The sequence below is a fragment of the Chitinophaga rupis genome (assembly GCF_900109685.1).
In the GTDB taxonomy this organism is placed as follows: Bacteria; Bacteroidota; Bacteroidia; order Chitinophagales; family Chitinophagaceae; genus Chitinophaga; species Chitinophaga rupis.
In genome coordinates this window covers 149,691-173,497 of the sequence record NZ_FOBB01000013.1, presented here as the reverse complement: position 1 = coordinate 173,497, position 23,807 = coordinate 149,691, and the positions used below count along the sequence as shown (strand labels likewise).

General features: G+C 47.9%; 22 protein-coding genes and 1 tRNA gene. 14 read left to right on the top strand and 9 right to left on the bottom strand.

Going from position 1 to position 23,807, the window contains the following annotated elements:
- Positions 1-4: 4 nt before the first annotated feature.
- Together BMZ54_RS31630 and BMZ54_RS31625 are read right to left on the bottom strand one after the other, a co-directional pair.
- Positions 5-1,876, bottom strand: a complete 1,872-nt coding sequence (locus tag BMZ54_RS31630; RefSeq protein WP_089921133.1) for an Nramp family divalent metal transporter — start codon at positions 1,874-1,876, stop codon at positions 5-7.
- Between the two features lie 28 nt (positions 1,877-1,904).
- Positions 1,905-2,564, bottom strand: coding sequence for a metal-dependent transcriptional regulator (locus BMZ54_RS31625; protein ID WP_089921131.1), 660 nt, complete (start codon positions 2,562-2,564; stop codon positions 1,905-1,907).
- Positions 2,565-2,736: 172 nt separating this feature from the next.
- Here BMZ54_RS31625 and BMZ54_RS31620 point away from each other — a divergent pair, with 172 nt between their 5' ends.
- Entirely contained in the window at positions 2,737-3,675 is a 939-nt protein-coding gene (locus tag BMZ54_RS31620) for a hypothetical protein (protein ID WP_143081203.1), read from the top strand.
- Between the two features lie 257 nt (positions 3,676-3,932).
- On the opposite strand, the gene BMZ54_RS31615 is transcribed toward BMZ54_RS31620, so the two are convergent.
- The 6 genes from BMZ54_RS31615 to BMZ54_RS31590 form a co-directional block, all read right to left on the bottom strand.
- Positions 3,933-4,541 carry a DinB family protein gene (locus BMZ54_RS31615; protein ID WP_089921128.1) on the bottom strand — a complete coding sequence of 203 codons (609 nt, stop codon included), beginning with the start codon at positions 4,539-4,541 and terminating at the stop codon, positions 3,933-3,935.
- A 363-nt stretch (positions 4,542-4,904) separates the two neighbouring features.
- Positions 4,905-5,534: a leucyl/phenylalanyl-tRNA--protein transferase gene (aat, locus tag BMZ54_RS31610; protein ID WP_089921127.1), complete on the bottom strand. Its 630-nt coding sequence runs from the start codon at positions 5,532-5,534 to the stop codon at positions 4,905-4,907.
- A gap of 134 nt (positions 5,535-5,668) precedes the next feature.
- Positions 5,669-5,977 carry an ATP-dependent Clp protease adaptor ClpS gene (locus BMZ54_RS31605; RefSeq protein WP_089921125.1) on the bottom strand — a complete coding sequence of 103 codons (309 nt, stop codon included), beginning with the start codon at positions 5,975-5,977 and terminating at the stop codon, positions 5,669-5,671.
- A 64-nt stretch (positions 5,978-6,041) separates the two neighbouring features.
- Positions 6,042-7,262: a lanthionine synthetase C family protein gene (locus BMZ54_RS31600; RefSeq protein WP_143081202.1), complete on the bottom strand. Its 1,221-nt coding sequence runs from the start codon at positions 7,260-7,262 to the stop codon at positions 6,042-6,044.
- Positions 7,263-7,366: 104 nt separating this feature from the next.
- Entirely contained in the window at positions 7,367-7,573 is a 207-nt protein-coding gene (locus BMZ54_RS31595) for a class I lanthipeptide (protein ID WP_089921122.1), read from the bottom strand.
- 58 nt (positions 7,574-7,631) lie between these two features.
- A complete protein-coding gene (locus BMZ54_RS31590) occupies positions 7,632-7,838 on the bottom strand; it encodes a class I lanthipeptide (protein WP_089921120.1) in 207 nt (68 codons plus the stop codon).
- A 320-nt stretch (positions 7,839-8,158) separates the two neighbouring features.
- Here BMZ54_RS31590 and BMZ54_RS31585 point away from each other — a divergent pair, with 320 nt between their 5' ends.
- The 13 genes from BMZ54_RS31585 to BMZ54_RS31525 all read left to right on the top strand — a co-directional run bounded on the left by BMZ54_RS31585 (position 8,159) and on the right by BMZ54_RS31525 (position 23,283).
- Complete coding sequence (locus tag BMZ54_RS31585; RefSeq protein WP_238386748.1) at positions 8,159-10,324, top strand: cation:proton antiporter; 2,166 nt, start codon at positions 8,159-8,161, stop codon at positions 10,322-10,324.
- A 6-nt stretch (positions 10,325-10,330) separates the two neighbouring features.
- Positions 10,331-10,684 carry a hypothetical protein gene (locus BMZ54_RS31580; protein ID WP_089921117.1) on the top strand — a complete coding sequence of 118 codons (354 nt, stop codon included), beginning with the start codon at positions 10,331-10,333 and terminating at the stop codon, positions 10,682-10,684.
- Positions 10,685-10,801: 117 nt separating this feature from the next.
- Entirely contained in the window at positions 10,802-12,997 is a 2,196-nt protein-coding gene (locus BMZ54_RS31575) for an outer membrane beta-barrel family protein (RefSeq protein ID WP_089921116.1), read from the top strand.
- A gap of 49 nt (positions 12,998-13,046) precedes the next feature.
- Positions 13,047-13,253 carry a class I lanthipeptide gene (locus BMZ54_RS31570; protein ID WP_089921114.1) on the top strand — a complete coding sequence of 69 codons (207 nt, stop codon included), beginning with the start codon at positions 13,047-13,049 and terminating at the stop codon, positions 13,251-13,253.
- A 147-nt stretch (positions 13,254-13,400) separates the two neighbouring features.
- Positions 13,401-13,472, top strand: a tRNA-Glu gene (locus BMZ54_RS31565).
- Positions 13,473-13,507: 35 nt separating this feature from the next.
- A complete protein-coding gene (locus BMZ54_RS31560; RefSeq protein ID WP_089921113.1) occupies positions 13,508-16,657 on the top strand; it encodes a lantibiotic dehydratase in 3,150 nt (1,049 codons plus the stop codon).
- Between the two features lie 10 nt (positions 16,658-16,667).
- Positions 16,668-18,848, top strand: a complete 2,181-nt coding sequence (locus BMZ54_RS31555) for a peptidase domain-containing ABC transporter (protein WP_089921111.1) — start codon at positions 16,668-16,670, stop codon at positions 18,846-18,848.
- Between the two features lie 28 nt (positions 18,849-18,876).
- Positions 18,877-19,368 carry a hypothetical protein gene (locus tag BMZ54_RS31550; protein ID WP_162277728.1) on the top strand — a complete coding sequence of 164 codons (492 nt, stop codon included), beginning with the start codon at positions 18,877-18,879 and terminating at the stop codon, positions 19,366-19,368.
- A 41-nt stretch (positions 19,369-19,409) separates the two neighbouring features.
- Positions 19,410-19,637, top strand: coding sequence for a hypothetical protein (locus tag BMZ54_RS31545; RefSeq protein WP_089921108.1), 228 nt, complete (start codon positions 19,410-19,412; stop codon positions 19,635-19,637).
- Between the two features lie 159 nt (positions 19,638-19,796).
- Positions 19,797-20,006, top strand: a complete 210-nt coding sequence (locus tag BMZ54_RS31540) for a class I lanthipeptide (protein WP_089921107.1) — start codon at positions 19,797-19,799, stop codon at positions 20,004-20,006.
- Between the two features lie 114 nt (positions 20,007-20,120).
- Positions 20,121-21,263, top strand: a complete 1,143-nt coding sequence (locus BMZ54_RS31535; protein ID WP_143081201.1) for a sensor histidine kinase — start codon at positions 20,121-20,123, stop codon at positions 21,261-21,263.
- The gene (locus tag BMZ54_RS31530) at positions 21,260-21,991 is read left to right on the top strand and encodes a LytR/AlgR family response regulator transcription factor (RefSeq protein WP_089921103.1); all 732 of its coding nucleotides are present in this window, start codon (positions 21,260-21,262) and stop codon (positions 21,989-21,991) included. The genes BMZ54_RS31535 and BMZ54_RS31530 overlap by 4 nt, the downstream gene beginning before the upstream one ends.
- A gap of 74 nt (positions 21,992-22,065) precedes the next feature.
- Positions 22,066-23,283 carry a lanthionine synthetase C family protein gene (locus BMZ54_RS31525; RefSeq protein ID WP_089921102.1) on the top strand — a complete coding sequence of 406 codons (1,218 nt, stop codon included), beginning with the start codon at positions 22,066-22,068 and terminating at the stop codon, positions 23,281-23,283.
- Positions 23,284-23,408: 125 nt separating this feature from the next.
- Here the strand turns inward: BMZ54_RS31525 and BMZ54_RS31520 are convergent, their stop codons facing one another.
- Positions 23,409-23,765, bottom strand: a complete 357-nt coding sequence (locus BMZ54_RS31520) for a nuclear transport factor 2 family protein (protein ID WP_238386747.1) — start codon at positions 23,763-23,765, stop codon at positions 23,409-23,411.
- Between the last annotated feature and the right edge of the window lie 42 nt (positions 23,766-23,807).

The window sequence follows — 23,807 nt, the reverse complement described above, 5'->3', positions numbered from 1 at the left end:
TTATTTATTGCACCAGCAGTACGGGTACTTTTACGTTGTGCCGTACCTGGTGGGCTGTTTCGCCATAAATCCAGTCTTTAATACCGGTATGGCCATGGCCTCCCATTACAATAAAATCTGCTTTTTCTTCCTTTACAATACGTACAATTTCCTTGGCGGGATGCCGGTAGCCCAGTATGCCCCGCGCGCGGAGGTTGCGTGCCTGCAGCAAGGCCAGGTAACTATCCAGCTGCTCCTGGTCCTTACGGGTTTCAAAATCGTCAGACAGTCTGCCGAAGTATTTGGCAGAAGCGCTTTCCACTACATGTATCAGTATATATTCCGTATGCTCGTTACCGTTAGCCACTGCATTAGTGATCACTTTTTCATCCTGCTTGCTGAAGTCCAGCGCCAGGGCTATACGGTAATACTGCGGTTTTTCCATGCTGCCCAAAGAAAGCAGCTGGGAAGGGTGTATGCGTACAGAAGCTATTTGCCGGTACCGGCTGATGATCGGAAATACAATGGTGATGACCAGCAGCACCACAAAACCTATCCCTGACAGTATAATAATAGCATCTACCCAGCCATTGCCTGAATGGGTAATATATTTAAAGGCTTCTGTAAATACCATGCGCAGGTTCAGGTATACCAGCACGGCGGTGATCAGCCAGCTGGCAATTTTGGTTAACGGCTTGATGGCATAATCGCCCATGGTGCCTTTATCACTCACAAAATGAATGAGTGGTATTATGGCAAAGCCTAATTGCAGGCTCAATAATACCTGGCTGAACACCAGCAGCTCGCCTACTTTATCATCGCCCGCTAATAAGATGGTGAGTAAGGCAGGCACTATGGCCAGCAGGCGGGTGATCAAACGGCGCAGCCAGGGGTTGATGCGTAAACGCAGGTAACCTTCCATAATGATCTGCCCGGCCAGGGTGCCTGTTACTGTAGAGCTCTGGCCGGCGGCTATCAGCGCTACTGCAAACAGGATGGGGGCTACTTTGCTGCCCAGCAGTTTTTCCAGCAGCTCGTGCGCGTCCTGGATCTCTGCAATATCCGTACGCCCGCTTTTAAAGAATACGGTGGCGGCTAATATGAGGATGGCGGCATTTACAAAAAAGGCCAGGTTCAGGGCCACGGTGCTGTCAATAAAGTTTAGCTTCAGTGCCTGTTTAATGCCCTTTTCATCCCGCTGAATTTTGCGCGTTTGCACCAGGGCGGAATGCAGGTACAGGTTATGCGGCATTACGGTGGCGCCTATAATACCAATGGCAATGTACAGGGCTGCATTATCCGGTATGGTGGGTACAAAACCGGTTACTACTTCTGACATTACAGGCCGGGCAATTACCAGCTCCGTTAAAAAAGAGATGCCTACAATGGCTACCAGGCTTATGATGAACGCTTCCATTTTGCGGATGCCATAGCGTTGTAAGATCAGCAGCAGAAAAGTATCCAACACCGTAAAGCTAACGCCCCATACCAGGGGCAGGCCGGTAAGCAGCTGTATACCTATGGCCATGCCCAGCACTTCTGCCAGGTCGCAGGCGGCAATGGCTATCTCTGCCAGCACGTATAAAATAAAGTTGATAACGGGCGGGTAGGTTTCCCGGTTAGCCTGCGCCAGGTCACGGCCGCGCACAATCCCCAGGCGGGCGCTCAGGCTTTGCAGCAGCAGGGCCATCAGGTTACTCATGAGCAGCACCCATAATAGCTGGTAGCCGTACTGGCTGCCCCCGGCCAGGTCAGTGGCCCAGTTGCCGGGATCCATATAACCTACGCTTACCAGGTAGGCGGGTCCAAAAAAAGATAGCAGCTTTTTCCACCGCGACCGCGCAGTGGTATCTATACTCTGATGTACTTCACTCAGCGATGTAGCAATATGATCCATAGCTTTAACAGAAAATTATTTGTTTCACTTACAGGGGCCGTACCATAATATTTTTACTCACCTGTTCACTAATGGTAAAGGCGGGCTGGTTCCGGATCTTTATTTCAATGGAATTATCAAATTCGTAGCGTTCAATTACTTCCAGCTGGGTGCCCAGGCGAATACCTTTGGCGTTTAGGAATTCCAGCAAAGCGGCTGATTTGTCGGATACGGCCGTTACCTCCAGGCGTTTGATGCGGGCCTGGTCCAGGGATATTTGCGCGCGTTGTTTCCCCATTTTGCCCTGTGCATCGGGAATAGGGTCCCCATGCGGGTCAATGGTAGGGTTACCCAGGAAGTCGCTGAGGCGGCTGATCAGCTTTTCGCTGCGCACATGTTCCAGCTCTTCGGCCAGCTCATGCACCTCTTCCCAGCTAAAGTCCAGCTTATCTACCAGGAAACATTCCCACAGGCGGTGGCGGCGTATAATGTGCAGGGCGGCCTTTTTACCTTCGGCAGTAAGGTTAATGCCCTGGTACTTTTCATAATCAATAAGCTTTTTCTCTTTTAGCTTTTTAGCCATATCCGTTACGGATGCGGGTTTGGTATCCAGCTCATAGGCTAATCCGGTAGTGGTTACCGCTTCTGTCCCTTCTTCCAGCTTATAAATAGACTTGATGTAGTTTTCCTCTGCAACTGTTAAATTCATAAACCCTAAAATAAAAGTTAGACAAATCTAAACATTTTCCATGTTATTCCCAACCCTTGCAGGAGCGGGAAGGCTCCGTTCATCCATTTAACCGGCATTTTTTTTGATTAGCTATGCGGTATATATCAAAAATATCTTTAACTTTTCGGCAAGAAACAATTCTACTCTAAGCATGAACAGGTTGTTGGCACTACTTTTAACCGTGGGTATTTTAGCCGGTTGCGGCTCCGGGAACAAGCATACCTCCGGCGGACGCCCGGTGACCTTTGAAGATTTTAAAGCCTTATTTCCTGAACAACAGGCGCCTTACCGGCTAATGGCCGATTCCCTGCTGCAAAAGCAGCCCGATTCCCTGGCCTTGCAGCGGGATGTGCTGAAACAGTTCCTGACAGATACCCTGGCCGGTACAGACTCTACCAAAACCAGGCATCTGAAATATTATCCGCTGGCTTATATAGCGGGCAGCAACCTGCAGTATTTTGTGATCAGGGCGGTGGACCGGTCCTCCACAGTAGCGTATATCTGTTTTACTGATAAAAAAGGCAAGTACCTGAACCGCATGGTGGCAGCCAGGAAAGATGCTAACAGCCCGGAGCAGATGAGCTTTACGCTGGATAATAAATACGTGATAAAAACCAGTACGGAAAAACCGGTGGGCTCCAATACCGCGTTAAAGGAAGATTTTTACATGGCAAATGCCAACGGCGCCATCACACTGATCATGACTAACTCTAACGGGCCTACGACGCCCGGGCAGATCTTTAACCCGATAGATACTTTAGCGCATAAGCATAAATTCTCCGGTGATTATACTTCCGGTGATATGAACATTATTTCTATCCGCGATGGGCAGGATGCTAAAACCTTCCAGTTCTTTATTACCTTTTCCAAAGACAATGGCAACTGTAAGGGAGAGCTAAGCGGCACCGGCCACTTTACCGGCAGCAATAAGGGGGAGTATAAGGATAAGGAAACCTCCTGCGGTATCGGCTTCCAGTTCGGCGCCGGCCGGGTAAGCATCCGTGAAATTGGCGGCTGCGGGGCGTACCGGGGGATTAAGTGCTTTTTTGAGGGAGGGTATGTGAAGAAGAAGGCGCCTTCAGCGAAATAATAATTAAGGATTAATAATTAATAATAATGGATGCAGTATTACGCGAGAGTGCCGATACTGCATTTTTGTTTATGAATAATTGATAATAATAAATGCAGTACTACGCCTGGACGTGGTACTGCATTTATGTTTAAATGAGTTATTAATAATAGTGCCATAGTACTTGTGCGTAGTACTACGTTACTATTCAATAACAACGCAGCACTGCACTTCCACGTACTCCTTCAATACGATTATTAATTATTCATTCTTAATTATTAATTACTACGGGGAAACGCCGGATCAGCTTTCACCTCCTCGATCTGCTGCGTATGGCGGCCGCAATGGCCGGCAATGATTAGCATATACTGGTAGGCATCCAGATAACCGCGCGGGGAGGCTATTACGTGGCTGCGCATATCGTCATTGGTACCTTTAACATAGTTGATGATCTGATCACGCTGAGTGGTAAATGCTTCCACGGCTGCAGAGGAGCTGGTATAGATGTCTTTGGGTTTCATTTCTTCTGCTGCCTGGGCTTTATGGCTGCGGTCTGCCATCATTTTAATGAGTACGGAATCTGTAACCTTTATTTCGCTGCGTTTTTCAGGGTTGGGTGGCTGTTTCATACTGGCCTGCTCCTGGTCAAAAATGGCTTTTTCGACCTTAATAATATGTTCCATGCATTCGCTGACAGACCAGCGATCCGGGGATGGTTTAAACTGCATCTGCGCATCACTGAGGCCTGAAACATCGTTTAGCAGAGTGGTTTTGGTGCTTTGCAGCTGGTCCAGCAGAAATGATTTATCGTCCCGCGTTAATGCCGGCTGCTGAACTGTAAAGGCAGACAAGACCAGGATGGATACGTACAGTGCGAACTTTTTCATTGGTGGTAAATTTAGGATGAGTGATGGGATTGTTCTAAGCGCATTTTAATTTACGCTTTTTTCCGCATTCATGTTGGTTCGTTGGCTATGGACAACGGTCAGCGGTCTACAGACGGCAGTTCACAGTTCACAGTTCACAGTCCATGGTCGATGGTCCATGGCCTACTGCGTGGTATCGGTTACTGCGTACAAGACTGTGGTCCGTGGACTTCGCAGTACCAGCCACATGCTCCAGGCAATGGACCATCGACCGTGGACTATTTATGGTGCAGTAGGCTGTGGACCGTCGTCCATAAACTTTAACGTAGTATCAACAATACGCAGTAGGCTGTGGACCATGGACCATGGACCATCGACCATGGACTACGATTCAATCAACTCCAAAAACTCATCCCGGTTTATAAAACGTGCGCCTAAGGAGGCCAGGTGTTCTGTATGTACCTGGCAATCGACCAGGGTTAGATCACTATGGGATTGTACGAATGTGATAAAAGCTGCTTTGGAGGCATTGCTCACATTGGCAAACATGGATTCACCAAAGAAACAATTGCCCAGCCGTATGCCGTATAAACCGCCTACCAGCTTATCTTCCAGCCAGCACTCTACAGAGTGTGCATATCCCTGCTCATGCAGCTGTATGTAAGCGCGTTCTATAGCCTTGGTGATCCAGGTGCCATCCTGGCCTTTACGGGGAGCACGGCGGCAGCCGCGGATCACGGCTGCAAAGTTTTGGTTGAAGGTAATACGGAAGACCTGCTTTTTGAGTATTTGCCGCATGCTGGCAGATACCTTTAGCTCCGAAGGGAATAATACAAAACGGGGATCAGGGCTCCACCACAAAATGGGCGGCTCATTATACCAGGGGAAAATGCCCGAACGGTAGGCCAGCAGCAGCCGCTCTGTTGAAAGATCGCCGCCCACGGCCAGCAGCCCGTCATCATCTGACAGGTGCACGGGTGGAAATACCAGCTCTTTTGTAAGGGAAAAAACCATGCGATTTTAGATATACGATTTACGATTTTAGATTTTAATAAGATGTACTGCAATTAAATTTGAACAATTTGAGGCAAATGCCATCACCCGCTCCGGTCAAATCTAAAATCGTAAATCTAAGATCGTAAATCAGCTCAGCCTTCCACGGCTTCTTCAACGGTGGCGCTGATGCCCCGGTCAAGGAGTGCTTCGCACATGGGGCGTAGTTGGGTAAATTCGCCATGTTTTACCGCATACTTACCGTTGTAGTGGATAAAAAGCGCGCATTGTTCCGCCTGTTCTGCGGAGTGTTCACATACTTCAATTAATGATTGTATCACCCAGTCAAAGGTATTTACATCATCATTCCACACTATAAGGCTAAAAGGGAATTGCTCATCTTCTGCGACGAGCACATCCTCCAATTCTTTTTTATATGTGCCGGTTTCGGTACGCTGACTCATGGTTTACTTCATGGCTTTGCGCAAAATTACAGTAATTATCGGGAAATACTAGGGGCCTGCACTATTACGAGAGGAACAGGCATTCATCCCAATGGTCAGGCGCATCCGGGTAGGCATAGGCCAGCAGCGACAGGGCTATGCCGCCCAGGCCTTCCAGTATGCCGGAGGCAGGCGCCCAGCTATTTTCCCCCACCTGGAACAGGTAGCCGGCCGGTCCGTTTTTATTACCCAGCGCACAGGTTTGCTGGTACCAGTGTTCGGCGGTTTCTTTAAACAGGGGGTGCCCGGTTTGTTTGAACAGCTTCATATACAGGTAGCCTACACCGCTGGCGCCATGGCAAAACCCGGGTTCTTCCACGTCCGTTTCCTGCGGCGTTCTGCGGGTGCAGGTTTTCAGCAGCATTTGCAGCACAGCACCTTCCAGCGCAGTGTTTTGCAGGGTCTTTGCCAGCTGCAGCAAGGTATACAGAATGCCAAGATCGCCATAGCACCAGGCCAGCCTTGACCTTACGGGCTGCAAAGTGATCTGGCCGTATTGTTCAGCATCTATCCAGTAAGGGAAAAAGGAATGTACGGTAGCTTCATCCTGTATGTTATTCAGGAAAAAACCGATCCCTTTTTTCATCAGCCCCTCACACAACGCAGGTAGCACATTAGCCTGATAACATTTATGCACAAAGTACAGGATGCCGGTAATACCGTGCGGCAGGCCAAAGTCGTACCGGGGTTTGGCAGAAGGCACCGGGCGGAACTGCAGCCAGCGCACCTCATTATCCGCCTGCACAGCGCTGGCTGAAAAGTGGGTGAGTATGCGCGCTACCAGGTGATGCTGTTTTCTTTTCAGGAAATACACGCCCAGGCCTAATGCGCCGTAAAAAAGATCATAGTTGCCTTTTTGCAGCATGGTATCCAGGCTTTTTTCCAATATGCCATCTACCTGTTCCAGGATGCTTTCATCAAAATCCGGTAAAATGCCCTGTGTTTTTAAATGGACCATCAGCCAACCCCATCCTGCCAGGCCGTCGCAAAAAACAGCGGATAAAGGATCGGATGTATTGATCTGATGCAGCAGGAATTTTTCTGTTTGCAATAATGCTTCCCGGTATTGTACATCGCCGGTGCGTTGCAAAAAAATACCTTGTACCAGCAGGCAGCCGGCGTGGCCCGGCAACAGGGAAAAATTGTCCAAGTGCGGATCGCTGGCATAAGCGCCTAAATAATGTTCGCCTATTAACTGCAGCTTATCTGCTATTGTTTGCTGTAAATTTTGTTCAAGCGTATACATATGCAATCAATAAAAGGTGAAGTATGAACGGAGTAACCTTTGCAGAAAAAATAAGCTAACCATGTAACACGGTTAGCTTATTTATATGTTGGAACCGGATCTGCTTAGGCATCCTGTGCAGGCTCAAGACCGGTACCGGTGGTAGCCGGAGGGCAGCAGGTAAAGCCAGTACAAGGACCCCAGGAAGTGGTGATCGCTTCTTCATTCTTACCGCCATCAACAGCATTCAGCTGGTTGTCAGACAGAACAGAAACAGTTTTCTTTTGCAGATCTAATTTTTTAGCGTCGTCTTGGTTTTTTATGGGTTTCATGATTGTAAATTTTAACGTTTAAATTTTTTTTCTACTCTGATCTTGAAATCGGATCTGATTAAGCATCCTGGCCAGGCTGATCACCAGTGCCGGTAGTAGCCGGAGGGCAGCAGGTAAAGCCGGTGCAAGGACCCCAGGAAGTAGTGATTGCTTCTTCATTCTTACCGCCATCAACAGCATTCAGCTGGTTGTCAGACAGAACAGAAACGGTTTTCTTTTGCAGATCTAATTTTTTAGCGTCGTCTTGATTTTTTACGGGTTTCATGATTGTAAAATTTTAACGTTTTATTTTTCCTACTCTGATCAAGGATTTTCGGATACCTCCTTTCTTACTCTGTTAAAGGTTTTCAGATGCCCCTTTTTCTTAGCTAAGTTGTTGTTGTGTGCTGTTAACGATATAAAGATATGTTCAGCATAAGCCGTATAAAACTATAATCCACCAACGTGTTTATCACTTATATCAAATCACAGATGCATGTTACAAGAGGGTAAAAAGTGAAGGGATGTGCATGGGGTTCCCAGACATTTTTAATGTAATAGTGTACATAAAATGGAGTAATTTATGCCCGGAATAAATATAAGGCCATGATGACTGTATTGAAAGGAGGGTTTTTGTTGCTGGACATAAGCTTGCCATTGAAAGATCCGGTACCTATTTTTTCATTGGTGTTGTTCATTATCCTGCTGGCTCCTATTATTCTGCGTAAGTTCCGTATACCCAGTATTATAGGCCTTATCATTGCCGGCATGGCCATTGGCGATCACGGCTTTAAGATCATAGAAAAGGGCAGCATAGACCTGTTTGGCAAGGCCGGTTTGTTATACATTATGTTCCTGGCCGGGTTGGAGCTGGACATGACGGAGTTCCGCAAGAACCGTCACCGCAGCCTGGTATTTGGCGCTTTCACTTTCTTTATTCCCCTTATTTTAGGATACCTGGTTTGTACCTACTGGCTGCATTTTAACTTTATGGCCACGCTGCTGGTGTCCAGCATGTTTGCCACACATACGCTGGTAGCCTATCCATTAGCCAGCCGTTTAGGCATCACTAAAAATGAGGCAGTAACGGTGGCCGTAGGTGGCACCATTATAACGGATACGGCTGTATTATTAATACTGGCTATTATTACCGGCGCTGCTGCCGGCAACCTGAATACTTATTTCTGGATACGGCTGGGTGTATCGGTAACTGTATTTGCTACCATTATACTGTGGATCTTTCCAATGATCGGGCGCTGGTTCTTTAAAAAGATCAAGGACGATAAAACCTCGCACTTCATATTTGTATTAGCCCTGGTGTTCCTGGCGGGCTTCTTGGCGGAGCTGGCAGGGGTGGAGGGGATCATTGGCGCTTTCCTTGCCGGGCTGGCATTAAACCAGCTGATACCACATACCTCTACATTAATGAACCGTATTGCTTTTGTAGGTAATGCGCTGTTCATTCCCTTCTTTTTGATCAGTGTAGGTATGATAGTAGACCTGCGGGTGCTGCTGAAAGGGCAGGAGGCATTGATCATTGCTGGTTCCCTGACTGTTATGGCCTTATTCAGCAAATGGCTGGCAGCCTTTTTTACACAGCTTTCTTTTGGCTACAGTGTTCCGCAACGGAATGTGATCTTTGGTTTAAGCAGCGCGCATGCCGCTGCCACCATTGCGGTGATACTGATAGGTTTTAACATGGGCATTATTAATGAGAATGTGCTGAACGGTACAGTGCTGCTTATTCTTGTTACCTGTTTGGTAGGTTCGTTTGTAACGGAAAATGCCGGCCGCCGCCTGGCTATAGTAGAGGCAGAGCGTAAGCCGGAAACGGATGGCGGCCCCGAACGTATACTGGTACCCGTATCCAACCCCGCGCGTATAGAATCCCTGCTGGATCTGGCGGTGATGATCAAAGACCCGGGATCCCAAACGCCGGTGTACCCGCTGGCCGTAGTGCAGGATGATGAGGAGGCCAAAGAAAAGATCCATGTTACCAATAAAATGATGGAAGCTGCAGTCATGCACGCAGCTGCAACGGAAAGCCATGTGCAGTCTATTACACGCGTGGATCTGAATGTGGCGGATGGTATTTCCCGTGCGGCCAAGGAGTTGCTGATAACAGATGTAATACTGGGCTGGACGGATAAGACCAGCACCACCGACCGGCTGTTTGGCTCCATATTCGGCACCACGCTGGATAACGTGCTGCAAAGCGTATGGGAAACCGTGTACGTATGCGATTTCCATCATCCTATGAACGCAGCTAAAAAAATGGTGCTGGCGCTGCCCCGCAATACAGAATATGAAAAAGGTTTTGTGCATTACCTGCAAAAAATGCTGATACTGGCTAAACAGATCGGCGCACGCCTGGTGATCCACTGTCCTGAAAAAACTAAAGTGGCGGTGGAAACCTTTTTGCAGTATGCAAAGATCAATATGGAAGTAACCTTTAAGCCTATTGGCGCCACGGAGCTGGAAGATTTTCAGGCGCTTTCCAAAGAAGTAAGCAGCGGCGATCTGCTGGTGGTGGTCTCTGCCCGCAAAGGCACGTTGTCATACACCGCTTTCCAGGAACATATTCCTGCCCGCTTGGGCCGCTACTTCCGCGATACCAATATCATCCTCGTTTTCCCGGAACAGATTGAAATGGATTACCTGGAGGCTGGCGTGCAGCCGGAAGACCTTACCCTGGCGCCTATACAGGAGCAGCTGGCTAACCTGAATAAGCTGGGTAAGGCATTCAAACGTATCTTTAAAGGCAAAAAATAGCCGGTTATGCATTTTGAACACCGCTCACAACCCCTGCTTCCCCGCCGTTTGTTTGTACGGCGCCTGCTGCGTTATGGCTTATTTTCCTTTTTGGTGATCATTTTCTCTATGCTGATAGGCATGGCCGGTTACCATTTCCTGGCCCATTTAGGCTGGCTGGATGCTTACCTGAATGCCGCCATGATCCTTACCGGTATGGGTCCTGTAAACCCCATGGAATCTGCCGGGGCCAAGATCTTTTCTGGTATTTATGCCATTTACAGCGGCGTCATATTCTTATCCGTAGTAGCTTTAATGTTCACCCCCATTGCCCACCGTTTCCTGCACATTTTTCACCTGGAGGGCGATAAAAAGAAATAACCCCGTTTTTCTTCAACACCATCATCCGGCGGTTGGTAGTATTGATCCGCATAGTTGGTGTATCTTTTTTTATGGCAGGGGCTCCCCTTAATATGTTTGCTATGTAAATCGATATGTATGAAACAGATCATCAAACATAGCTGGTTAATGGGGATGCTGCTGGTAGTGGCAGCAGGGGAGCAGGCAGCCGGGCAGGTACAAGCCCCTGCCAAAGATTCCGCCACCCTGGCAACCGACACCATCAGCCTTAAGATCTTTGAGGTGAAAGGCACTAAACCTTTCCTGGTACAGTCCGTGGACCGTATAACCCTGAATGTATCTGAAAGCCCGGTGGCAGCCGGCAGCAATGCCTATGATGTGATTAAACGGGCGCCCGGCGTACTGGCCGACCAAAATGGTACGCTGAGCGTAAGAGGTAAATCGGTAACGGTATGGATAGACGGCCGCCCCTCCAACCTCTCCGGCGAAGAGCTGAATACCCTGCTGCAAACCATGAACGGCAGCAGCCTGGATAAAGTAGAGATCATTACCCACCCCTCTGCCAGGTACGATGCACAGGGAGGCGCCGTTATCAACATAAAAACCATCAAAGGCCGTAGCCTGGGCATGAACGGCATCTTTACCCTGGGTGCAGGGGCCGGGCGTTTTGCACGCTACAACAGCGGCCTGAGTTTAAACTATCGCACCGCTAAGGTAAATGTGTACGGCAGCTATGATTATGGTAATAACCAGGTGTACATTGACAACCGCTCCACCCGCTATTTAGGCACTACCACCATTACAGAAAATGAGTACGATAAGCGCAGGCGCAATAACAACAACTTTAAGCTGGGCCTGGACTACGACATTAACAAAACCACCTCCCTGGGCGTGCTTGCAAAAGGCTACCTTAACTACCGCGACCGCGAAGTAGTGAACAACACGGCCATTGGAAAACCCCTGCAGCCGGATTCTTTGTCTAACGTAGCTACAACGGGTACAGCAAGTATCTTCAGCCCCTCTGTAAACCTGTACTTTAAAAAGGTGCTGAATAAACAGGGCAGTGAAATTGCTGTGAACGCGGATTATTTCTATTACCGCAAATCCTGGGAGGATCATTTTATTACCCGCTTTTATGACGCGCCGGAGAAACCCTATTCGCATGCAGATACATTAAGCAACCGCTCCCCCGCACATAACAAAGTATATGCACTGGCAGCAGACTATGTATACCCTGCAAAATGGGGCCGCCTGGAGGCCGGGGTAAAAGCTACCCGTACTACTACCGATAATGATGTGTTATGGGAAAATGCGGTGAATGGCCAATGGGAAACAGACCTTGGTAAAACCAACCATTTCATTTTTAAAGAGAACATCAGCGCCGCTTATGTGAATTATAATCAAACCTTTGGCAAATACAATGTGCAGGCAGGGCTGCGGGCAGAGCAAACCAGCACGGAGGGATACTCCGTTACCCTGCAGCAAAAGGATAAGAACAGCTACCTGTACCTGTTCCCCAATCTGTCCGTACAATACGCCGCTTCGGCCAAACATGTATGGGGCGCAGGATACAAGCGGAATATTATGCGCTATGGCTTTGATTATGTGAATCCTTTTATCCTGTATCACAGCCAGTATAGCTACAGCCAGGGTAATCCCTATATTAAACCGCAGATAGATAACAGCGTGGAGCTGTCTTATATCTACGACAATAAAATATCTGCTAACCTTACCTATGCACATTCCGGTAATTCACTGCAGCAGGTGTACCGGCAGGATACGGCATCAAAGCTTATCATCAGCTCTTATGATAACCTGTCAGGCGCAGACCTGCTTTCCTTAACCGTAACCAGCAGCACCGTAATTGGTAATAGCTCTTTTATAAACACGGTGGGCGCTATGTACACCAGCTACAAAGGCAGCTCCGGCAGTACTGCACTGGATAATCAAGCCTATGCTGCTTATCTATCATCCAACTACGCATTAAAGCTCTCTAAGCAGCTAAGTGCAGAAGCTACCGGTTTTTACAGGTCGCCTATTGCTTCCGGTATTTTTAAAATGTCGTCTATGTTCAGGCTGGATCTGGGCATCAGCCAAACCATCCTGCAGCAGCGGGGTAGCCTGAAACTGAGTGTGAGCGATGTTTTCAACACCCAGCGCGCTAAATACACGGTAGAAAATTACCAGAATGTAAATGCAGCTTATAATAATAAAATAGAAACAAGGTTCTTTAATATTATATTCAACTACAAGTTTGGTAACCAGTATGTAAAGGCCGGAAAGAACCGCAAAACAGGCATTGATGATATGAGAACCCGTATGGGCAGTAATTAAGCCGCAGCCCGCTATTTTAATTCACTTTAAACTCCTAAAACTTATCATAATGAAACCTCGTTCAACAAGCAGAAAATTAAACTTTGATAAAAAAACAATTGCCCGGCTGGATGCCGATACGCAGCTAAAGATCATTGGTGGGATTATGCCTACGGAAGATTCATTGCCTACTTTCAGAAGTGCGGTTGTTTGTTTTACCATTACCTGCTGTCACCTGGAGCAAAGCCCCGGCGCTGTACCGGAAGAAGCAGCATGAGGAGAACGGAGCTGATAGGTTGAAGGAACGTACGTACTTAAAAAAAAGAGGCCCCCTGAAGGAGGCCGCCTGGATTGTACTAAAATGGTACAATCATGAAACCACTACTAAGATCGTACAAAAAAACAGAACTATCAAAAAAACTCCGCTGCGTTGGTCAAAGGGTTAAGACGTCTTCCTTTCACGAAGAAAATATAGGTTCAAATCCTGTACGCAGTACAAAAACATAACGCATTACCTTTTAAACCCGCTGTATGAACATCCCCTACTCATTTCATAAAAACCTGGTGCTGCGCACCCCCCGCCTGCCCCTGTTCCGCCACCTGGATGAAAAGGTATTACTGGCCCAGCTGGATAATGCCGTGTTCCTGGAAGCGGTGTACCTGGCCTCCCCGGTGTTATATGATGAATGTATGAAGTGGAAGAACGGGCACGTGAAAGGAGAGAAAGAGCAGCAGAAATTACTGCGCTCCCTCATGAAATATTTTACACGCATGAGCAGCCGCTGCACGCCGTTTGGTTTGTTCTCCGGCTGTAACCTGGTGCAGTGGCAGGCCGCACCCACAGCCGTTACGGTAGATGCAGCCGTTACCCACCGCCATACCCGCCTGGATATGCATTACCTGTGTGCGCTGGCGCAACAGCTGGCCACCCTGCCGGGCATAAAGGAGCATTTACTGTACTACCCTAACAGCAGCATTTATACTATGGGCGATGAAACCCGGTATGTGGAATACCGTTATGTAGCCGGCAGAAGAAAACACCAGATCTCCGCTGTAAATGTATCGGTGTACCTGGATGCTTTATTACAGCAGGCAAAAGCCGGTGTAACCATTACTGCTATGCTGGCGCAGCTGGTAAGCGAAGAAATAAGCGCGGAGGAAGCCGGCGCTTTTATAGACGATGTGATACAGGCGCAAATGCTGGTGAACGAGCTGGAACCGGCCATTACCGGCGATGAATTTATTTACCAGATCATCCGCGTGCTGCAGCGTATACAGGCCGCACATCCGCAGGATACGGTGGCTGCCATTACCGGCGTGCTGCAGCAGGTAAATACACAGCTGCAGGCTATTGATAGCAGCGCTGCCAATACCGCTGAAAATTACCGCAGCATCAGCGCCCTGCTGGATCAGCTGGGAGTGCCGTATGAGGAGAATAAGCTGTTCCAGACAGATATTATAAAGATAGCCCCGCAAACCGGTGTGCAGGAGGCATTACAGCAGCAGCTGCTGGAAGGGCTTTCGATATTAAACCGGCTGGCAGCGCCTAAAGAGCAGGGCAACCTGGCATCCTTCAGCCGCCGCTTCTCAGAACGGTATGAGGAAAAGGAAATGCCTTTGCTGGAAGTGCTGGATACGGAAACCGGCATCGGTTACCTGGCCAAAGACGGGAATGATAATACGCCCCTGCTGGATAATATTGCACCGCCTTCACCCAAAAATGCAGAGAATAATATTAAATGGGGCCGTGTCGAACGTTACCTGGCTAACAAGGTAAACCAGGCCTACCAGGGCAATGCTTACGCCATTGATATACAGGAAAAAGAGCTGGAGCACCTGGATAACAAGGACTGGAATGATCTGCCGCCATCTATGTCCATTATGTTCCGCCTGATTGATGCAGAAAAGCAGGAGCTGTACCTGGATCATGCCTATGGCCCCAGCGCCGCCAATATCTTGGGCCGTTTTGCACATGCAGATGAAGGCATCAACAACATGGTATGCGATATTACGCGCGCCGAACAGGAGAAAGATCCCAATGTGGTATATGCAGAAATTATTCACCTGCCTGAAAGCAGGGTAGGGAATATACTACTGCGCCCTGTGTTCCGGGAATATGAAATACCCTACCTGGCCAAATCGGCGCTGGATATGGAGCACCAGATAGCGGTTGATGACCTGGTAGTAAGCGTGAAGAACGGTAAGATACTGCTGCGTTCCAAAAGGCTGAACAAAGTTGTGATACCCCGCTTAAGCACTGCGCATAATTATAGCTTTAATTCCCTGCCGGTATACCATTTCCTGTGCGACCTGCAACGGCAGCAATTACGCAGCGGCCTTTCATTCAGCTGGGGCAGCCTTGTGCATCAGTATAAATTCCTGCCAAGGGTAGCCTATAAGAACACCATTCTTTCACTGGCCAACTGGCGCTTTCTGAAAAGTGATTATGAACATTTGCTGCAGGCGCCGGAGCAGCAGCTGATGGAAAAGGTGCAGGCCTTCCGGCAACAGTGGCATATGCCCCGATATATTGTGCTGGCAGATGGGGATAATGAAATGCTGGTAGACCTGGAAAATGAGATCCTGGTAAAGCTATGGCTGGATACTATTAAGAACCGTGGCAACCAGGAGCTGAAGGAATTTTTAGTGCCGCAGTCCGGCATCACGGATCCGCAGGGAAATGTTTACACCAACCAGCTGGTAGCAGTGCTAACCAAACAAACCGCTTCCTATGGCATAACAGCTGCCGACCGCACGCCGGCTGCCACACAGCCCACCCGCTCTTTTTCCATTGGGTCAGAATGGCTGTACTATAAATTTTACTGCGGTATAAAAACGGCCGACCGCATTCTCACCGATGCCATTTACCCGGTAGTAAAACAGCTGCTGGGAGAGCAGGCCATTGATAAGTTCTTTTTTATCCGCTATAACGATCCTGAGTTTCATATACGCGTACGCTTTCATTTAACAGACCTCAGCCAGTTAGGAAAGGTGATCGGCCTGCTGCACCAGCACATACGGCCTTTTGAAGAGCAGGGGTATATCTGGAAAACGCAGACAGACATTTACAGCCGGGAGCTGGAACGGTATGGCAACCATAGTATTGAACAGGCGGAAACGCTTTTCTTTCACGACAGCATGGCGGTGCTGGAAATGCTGGAAAATACCTGGGGCGATGAGCGCGATGAGATCCGCTGGTTATGGGTGCTGCGCGCCATAGATGAATTGCTGGACGGGTTTGGATACACGCTGGAAGGCAAACAGCAGCTGGCAGAAATACTAAAGGATTCCTTTGCAGCAGAATTTAATGCTGATAAGCTGTTAAAGACGCAGCTGAATAATAAGTACCGGGAAAACCGTAAGGAGATAGAAGAGATCATGGACCGGCAGCATGATGCAGGCAGCGTATTACAGCCCATACTGGTGCTGCTGCAGGAAAAGAACCGGCAGTTACAGCCGGTAATAGCACAGCTGCTGGAAAAGCAGCAGGCAGGCACACTGGAACGTTCCCTGAACGACCTGTTGTTTAGCTATATACACATGCTGGTGAACAGGACTATTACCTCCAAACCCCGGGTGCATGAAATGGTGGTGTATGATCTGCTGCACCAGTACTACCGCTCCCTGTTAGCGCGCCAGAAGAATAAGGGCGAAAAAAAACAAATTGCTAAAGCAGCTTAATTGAAATGATATGTTAAAGAGATTCCCATTTTACAAGCAACATAACGAGATGGACTGCGGCCCCACGTGTCTGCGGATGATCGCGAAGTATTATGGCAAAAGCTTTTCTACAGAATACCTCCGTAAGCTGATGTATACCGGCAAAACAGGCACCAGCCTGCTGGCGCTGAGCGAGGCTGCGGAAAAGGTAGGCTTGCGTTCTGTGGGCCTGCGGCTGGGTTATGACGACCTGGTGGAAGCAGCCCCCTTTCCCTGTATTGGTTACTGGCAGCAGCGGCATTTTATTGTGATCTATAAAATAAAGGGTAATAAGGTATATGTGGCAGATCCTGCCTATGGATTGCAGGAGTATACGAAGAAAGAATTCCTGCAGGGATGGGCTGTGCAGGAAGATACGGGCATCATATTATCCACAGAGCCTTCTACAGAGTTTAATAACCTGGAGGAAGATCAGACCACACACCGCGGATTAGGATTTATCTTTTCACACCTTACCCATTATAAAAAACAGTTGCTGCAGCTGTTCCTTGGATTGCTTACCGGCAGCCTGCTGCAGCTGGTGATACCTTTTCTTACGCAAAGCCTGGTGGATATTGGCATCCGGCATCATGACCTGTCATTCATTTACCTGATATTATTTGCGCAGCTCATGGTGTTCCTGGGTAAAACCACGGTGGAAATAGTGCGGGGTTACATCATCCTGCACCTGGGCAGCCGTATCAACATCAGCTTACTGTCTGATTTTTTTGCAAAGCTTATGAAGCTGCCGCCGGGGTTTTTTGATACCAAACGTATAGGCGACATTTTGCAGCGCATAGGCGACCATCAGCGGGTAGAAAGCTTTATGACATCGGGTGTGATCAACGTGGTTTTTTCTATGATCAACCTGTTCATCTTCAGCATTATCCTGGCGGTGTATAACATGCAGATCTTTGCTGTGTTCCTGCTGGGCAGCATTACCTACTTTTTCTGGATCAAGGTGTTTATGAGAAAGCGCGCCAAGCTGGATCACAAGCGTTTTAGCCAGCTAGCCGTTAACCAGGAAAAGAATTTTGAGCTGATCTTTGGCATGCAGGAAATAAAGCTGCACAATGCGGAGAGGTTAAAGCGCTGGCAGTGGGAGCTGCTGCAGGTGAAATTATTTAAGATCAACCTGAAGACCTTAGCCCTGCGGCAAATGCAAACCGGTGGCGCCGCCATTGTAAATGAGCTGAAGAATATTATGATCGCTTTCCTGGCTGCCAAGCTGGTATTGCAGGGCGATATTACGCTGGGTATTATGCTTTCCGTTTCTTATATCTCCGGGCAGCTGAATGCACCCATCCTGCAGCTGGTAGAGTTTATGCAGGCCTTGCAGGATGCCCGTTTAAGCCTGGAACGTATTAATGAGATCCATATTAAACCGGAAGAGGAACCCAATGCAGATGAAAAGCTGGCGGAAGTGCCACACGGTGATATAACCCTGCAGCAGCTTTCCTTTAAATATGATGCTGACCCGCGCGCGCCCTACATCCTGAAAAATGTGAACCTGGTAATACCAGCCAAAAAAATAACAGCCATAGTAGGCTCCAGTGGCAGCGGCAAAACCACCTTGCTAAAAATATTACTGAAGTTCTACGAGCCCACCAGCGGGGAGATACTGGTAGGGGATACACGCCTGGACCATATCCGCAACAGCAGCTGGCGCACCCGCTGCGGGGTAGTGATGCAGGAAGGCTATATGTTCAATGATACCTTTATCAGCAACATTGCAGTAGGGGAGGAACGGCCGGATATGCAGCAGGTAAAGCATGCCGCCCGTATTGCCAACATCCGCGATTTTATAGAGGAGCTGCCGCTCAAATATCATACGGAAATAGGCGCTAATGGCTTGGGCCTCAGCACCGGGCAAAAGCAGCGCATACTGATTGCAAGGGCCGTATACAAGAACCCGGATGTAATACTCTTTGATGAAGCCACCAGCGCCCTGGATGCAAAAAATGAAAGGATCATTGTCAGCAACCTGAATACCATTTTTGACAACAAGACCGTGGTGGTGATTGCCCACCGTTTAAGCACCGTGCGTAATGCAGATAAGATCGTAGTGCTGGAAAAGGGCGAAGTAACGGAAGTAGGTACCCACCAGCAGCTTATTGATGAAAGAGGCTATTATTATAACCTGGTGCGTAACCAGCTGGAACTGGAAGTATAAACATTCACTCAGCATAAAAACTATTGCCATGCCGGAACATACCGCGTCAATTGAAAAGAATGAGATCCATGAAGTAATGGGCAGTACGCCGCCCTGGATGCTTCGCTGCGGCATTTTGCTGCTGGTATTAACCGTTGGCTTACTGGGCACGCTTTCCATTATGATCCAATACCCGGATGTAATGGAAGGGCAGGTGGAGATACGGTCGGCAGGGGATCATTACTCCGTGATGGCCACCCTGCCGGTGTACGGCAGCGGCAGAATTAAGGCCGGGCAGGCAGTGTATGTAAGTATGGATAAATACCCCCGGGAGGAATTCGGGGAGCTGCCGGGCACCGTTATAACCAACCCGGTACAGGGAACGGGCCAGGATGCTAAGGTGCAGATAACGCTGAACAGCGGCCTGAAAAGCACCAACGGCTATACGCTGGATCCCGGTGCAAGAGCCTCCGGCCATTGCACTATTGTAATAGGTAAAGCCCCGCTGCTGGCTAAGCTGTTACCCCTTAAAAAACGCTAAACCGCTTTACAACTATTTTATAACCGCTAAACAGTACTATCATGAAACCACTTTCCCAAAAAAACAAAAAGGATATTGTATTAAAACGCCGTACCGTGGCCAGGCTGGATACCACGGACCTTAACCGGATCTTTGCAGGCGCCGCGCTCCTGGCCGGGTCGGAGGAAGAATGCTGCCGGGCATCAGACTCCTGCCAGTCCAATATATTCCCTTACCCTAATTGTAATACCCGGCCTACAACACCTCTCGGTTTGCCGGATACAATGTAGGAAGCAACTACCTGTTGGTATAAACTATGCACGTATTGGTGGATTAAATATTGAAGGATAAATGGAAAATTGCAATTTAGTGTAAGATTGATGCAACGGTATAAACGCCGGCCATCTTGCTAAGGAAATCCATTTATCATTAATAAAATCTTAAACACCATGAAACTGCAAAAGAAGCTTACTGCTAAACTGTCTTTCACTAAACAAACTATTGCCAAACTGAATGAGGATGCTATGGCATCAATACGTGGAGGCGCTGGTGCAGCGGCAGAAGGTTTCAATATACCTATCCTTGGAGCTATCAGTTATGCAGAATGCGCATCCACCGGTCAGCCCACCTGTAATACCCAGGGCGACCAAAGTTTTTAATTTCTGCCGGTAAACCGGCAAGCCGGCATCAACCCGTTTTACCACCCAGGTAAACCGGTTGATGCTTTTTCAGGTATAAAATGTATTTTAATAGTTGTAAATACAAGTGTTGCCTTGATCGCTACTATGGAAATAACCGCTGTGAATTCCCGGAAAACAAATGCCAATGCCTTTAATCCTACCCCGTTAACCAGGATTAAGATAAGGTCCGTTATATTACAGCATGCGATTGCATGGGTTATATATATAGTATATAGCTTTCTGCTGAACCTTATCACCAACCCGGATGAGCACTTTCTGGATATTGTGTTTGCCAACCTGCTTTCCATCTGGACGTTCTACGCCGGTTATTTTTGCCTGAACATTGCTTTCCTGGATAAAAAGCCCCTGAAGGCCATTCTGCTGTGGATCTGCGGGCTGGTAGTATTGTTTGGGCTGCGGTATATTTATGTATTTGTATTGCTGGAGCTCATAGGACTAAAACCTTATACTACCGATACGGTGCGCCTTGTTATCCGCGATTCCATTTTGCTGTACATGCGCTTTTTCCTGTATTCCATAGGTTTTTATTATGCCCGCAAAGCCATTTTAAGAGAGCGCCAGCTAAGGGTGGCGGAAGAAGAGAAATTCCATCTGCAGGAAGAAAAGCTGCGCCTGGAAAAGATGCATATCCAAAGCGAATATGCCTTTCTGCGCAGCCAGATCAACCCCCACTTTCTGCAGAACACCCTGAACTTTTTTTACTCCAAATCCATGAATGTTTCCAGGCAGCTATCGGACGGTATTCTGCTGCTGGCGGAGATTATGCGGTATGCGCTGGCCACCGATGAAGCAGGGGATGGTAAGGTGCTGCTTTCCAAGGAAATAGAGCATCTGAAGAACATTATTAAGATCAGCCAGCTGCGGTTCAGCGGCGGGTTATACATCAACTTCAGCATAGAAGGCCCCATGGAAGGCATCCGCATCATTCCCTTTGTGCTCATTAGCCTGGCAGAAAATACCTTTAAGCACGGTGAGCTGCTGGAAGAAGATAACCCGGTTACTATTACGCTGAAAATAGATCCGGAACAGCAATGTTTGCTTTTTGATACCTGTAATAAAAAGACCACCGGCCCCAAAGAGCTTTCCAGCGGCATAGGGCTGGTGAACATCCGCAAAAGACTGGAATGGATGTACGGCCACAACTTTAGTTTTACGATAAAGGAAGAAGGAGATATTTATAAAACCCACCTCGAAATAAAATACGAACAGTCATGATACAATGTTTTATTGTAGACGATGAACAACATGCCATAGACGTTATTGCCAACCACATTAAAGAAGTGCATTTCCTGGAGCTGGTAGGTACTTCCACCAACCCCGTATCTGCCATACAGCAGATCAATGAAGGCAAAATGGACCTGGTATTCCTGGATGTGCAGATGCCCAAGCTTTCCGGCCTGGACCTCATTAAAGCCATCACCCGGCCGGTACAGTTTATTTTATGTACTGCCTATTCAGAATTTGCCGCTGCCGGTTTTGACCTGGAAGTGCTGGACTACCTCATGAAACCCGTGCCCTTTCCCCGTTTCCTGAAAGCCGCCCACCGCGCCTTTGATGCCGTATCCTCCAAGGTAGCCTATAGCGCTCCGCAGGAAGATGATGATATTGAAGGCGACTACATTTTTGTGAAAATAGAGGTAAAAGGTAAGATGCTGAAGATCAACCTGGCGGATATTGATTACATAGAGGGCATGAAAAATTATATAGCCATTTACCATAACGGCACCAAAACCATGGCCCTATTGAGTATGAAGGATATTGAAGAGCGCCTGCCCAAAAAGCATTTTATGCGCGTGCACAAATCCTTTATTGTGGCGGTAAAACGTATAGCCATGATAGAGGGCAACACCATCCGGCTGAACCAGGTAAAGGCGGAAGTGCCTATTGGAGAAACCTATAAGTCTGTTTTCTTTGAGCTTATGAAGAAAAAGATCATGGATTAGCCTCTTTTTTTGGTATCATCCATCGGGGCGTTGGCGTAAGGCATAGCCGGGTTGGTGTATTATATTTCATACAGATGCACGCGGGTAGTAGCTTTGAAGGGAAGAAAGATATTATTTGTATGAACCAGATCGTAGAAAAGATATTCAGGGAAACAGACCAGTTCATTGCGCTGCACCCGCCCAAAACAGACCAGCTGCTGGCCGGGGCCCTGGGGTTGGGATTATATTATTCCCAGTTATACGAGCACTACGAGAACGAAGAATATTTAGATAAGAGCATCCGTATTGTAGACGATGTTTTTGCCCGGCTGGACCTGGGCGCTACCGGGCTGGTAGGCTCCTCCTTCAGCAGTGGCGTGGCCGGGCTGGCCTACCTTACCAATTTCCTGGCAGTAAAAGGCCTGCTGGAAATAGATATTGAGGCTGACTTTGAAACCCTGGAAGAATACCTGTATAACAGCGCCATGAACGAGATAGAGCTGGATTACGTGGATTACCTGCATGGCGCTATGGGCTGCATCCATTATTTTACTACGCGCAAATACTCTGCCCGTGGCCGTTATTACCTGAATGGGCTGGTAGATAAGCTGCTCACCAAAGTTGTGGAAGAAGAAAACGGTACCTGGTTCCGCAGCCATCTGCTTAAAAGCACAGAAAAGGAAGAAGTGAACCTGGGCCTGGCGCACGGGCAATGCAGCATGCTTATTATACTCATGAATGCATATGATGCGCTGGATAATAAGAAAGAGGTGCGCAGGATCATCCGCAAGGGAATTGAGTTTATACTGGTGCAAAAAAGAGATATGAACGGCCGGGAAAATGCCTATAATATTTTCCCTTTTCATGTAAACAAACAAACGCCTAATGCACCTATCCCTAACCGGCTGGGCTGGTGCTACGGCGATCTGAATGAAGTATTGCTTTTTTACAAAGCCGCCAAGCTGCTGCAATGGGATGAGCTTAGAAAGCTGGCTGACCTGGTAGGTATGCAAACCCTGATGCGTAAAGACCAGCAGGCCACGCTGGTGAAGGATACCCACTTCTGTCATGGCTCTTCCGGGGTAGCGCAGATCTACCGTACGCTGTATGAAGAAAGCGGGCTGTCAGCTTACTTAAAAGGTTATGAATACTGGATAGAACAAACAGTGCTGATGCTGGAAAATGAATTGAAGACCGATTATTACCGCGGCAAAGAAGCCGATCTGCTGGAAGGTTTGAGCGGCGTAAGCTTAACCCTGCTGTCATTTATATCACCGAAACCGCTGAAGTGGAGTGAAATGTTTTTGTTATAAGCCTGCTTTTCATCCGCGAAGTCCCTATAAATGAAGAGTCCTGCGTGAGCGGGACTTTTTAATATGATTTAACTTTCTGATTGTAATAATCATCCATCGGTGATCCGGCAAATATACCGGTTACTTTATTGGGCTGTTGCCGTAATTGGGATAACAAAGGCTTTTAGTCTGGCCATCTTCCCATTGCGAAACCGCCAGAAATCGCAGTAATCGTAATCAACCATTTTTCCGTTTTCATCCTTCATACTGATCTTGCCAATTGCTGTAACATAATCGCCTTCTGCAGTCAAATGCTCAATATTGAACTTCGGCGGTTCTATGTACACGGCTTTCATATACTCACGCACGGCTGCTTTTCCAGTGAGTGTTTTGTCTCCAACAAACTCCCATTCTACATCGTCTGTGCAGAAAGATAAAAAACCTTCGTTATTGCCTGCAGTGACAAAAGCGTTTGCCTGAAGCAGTATCGTCTTATTATCCATACTCATTATTCTATTGCATTATAATCTATGCATTGATCATTG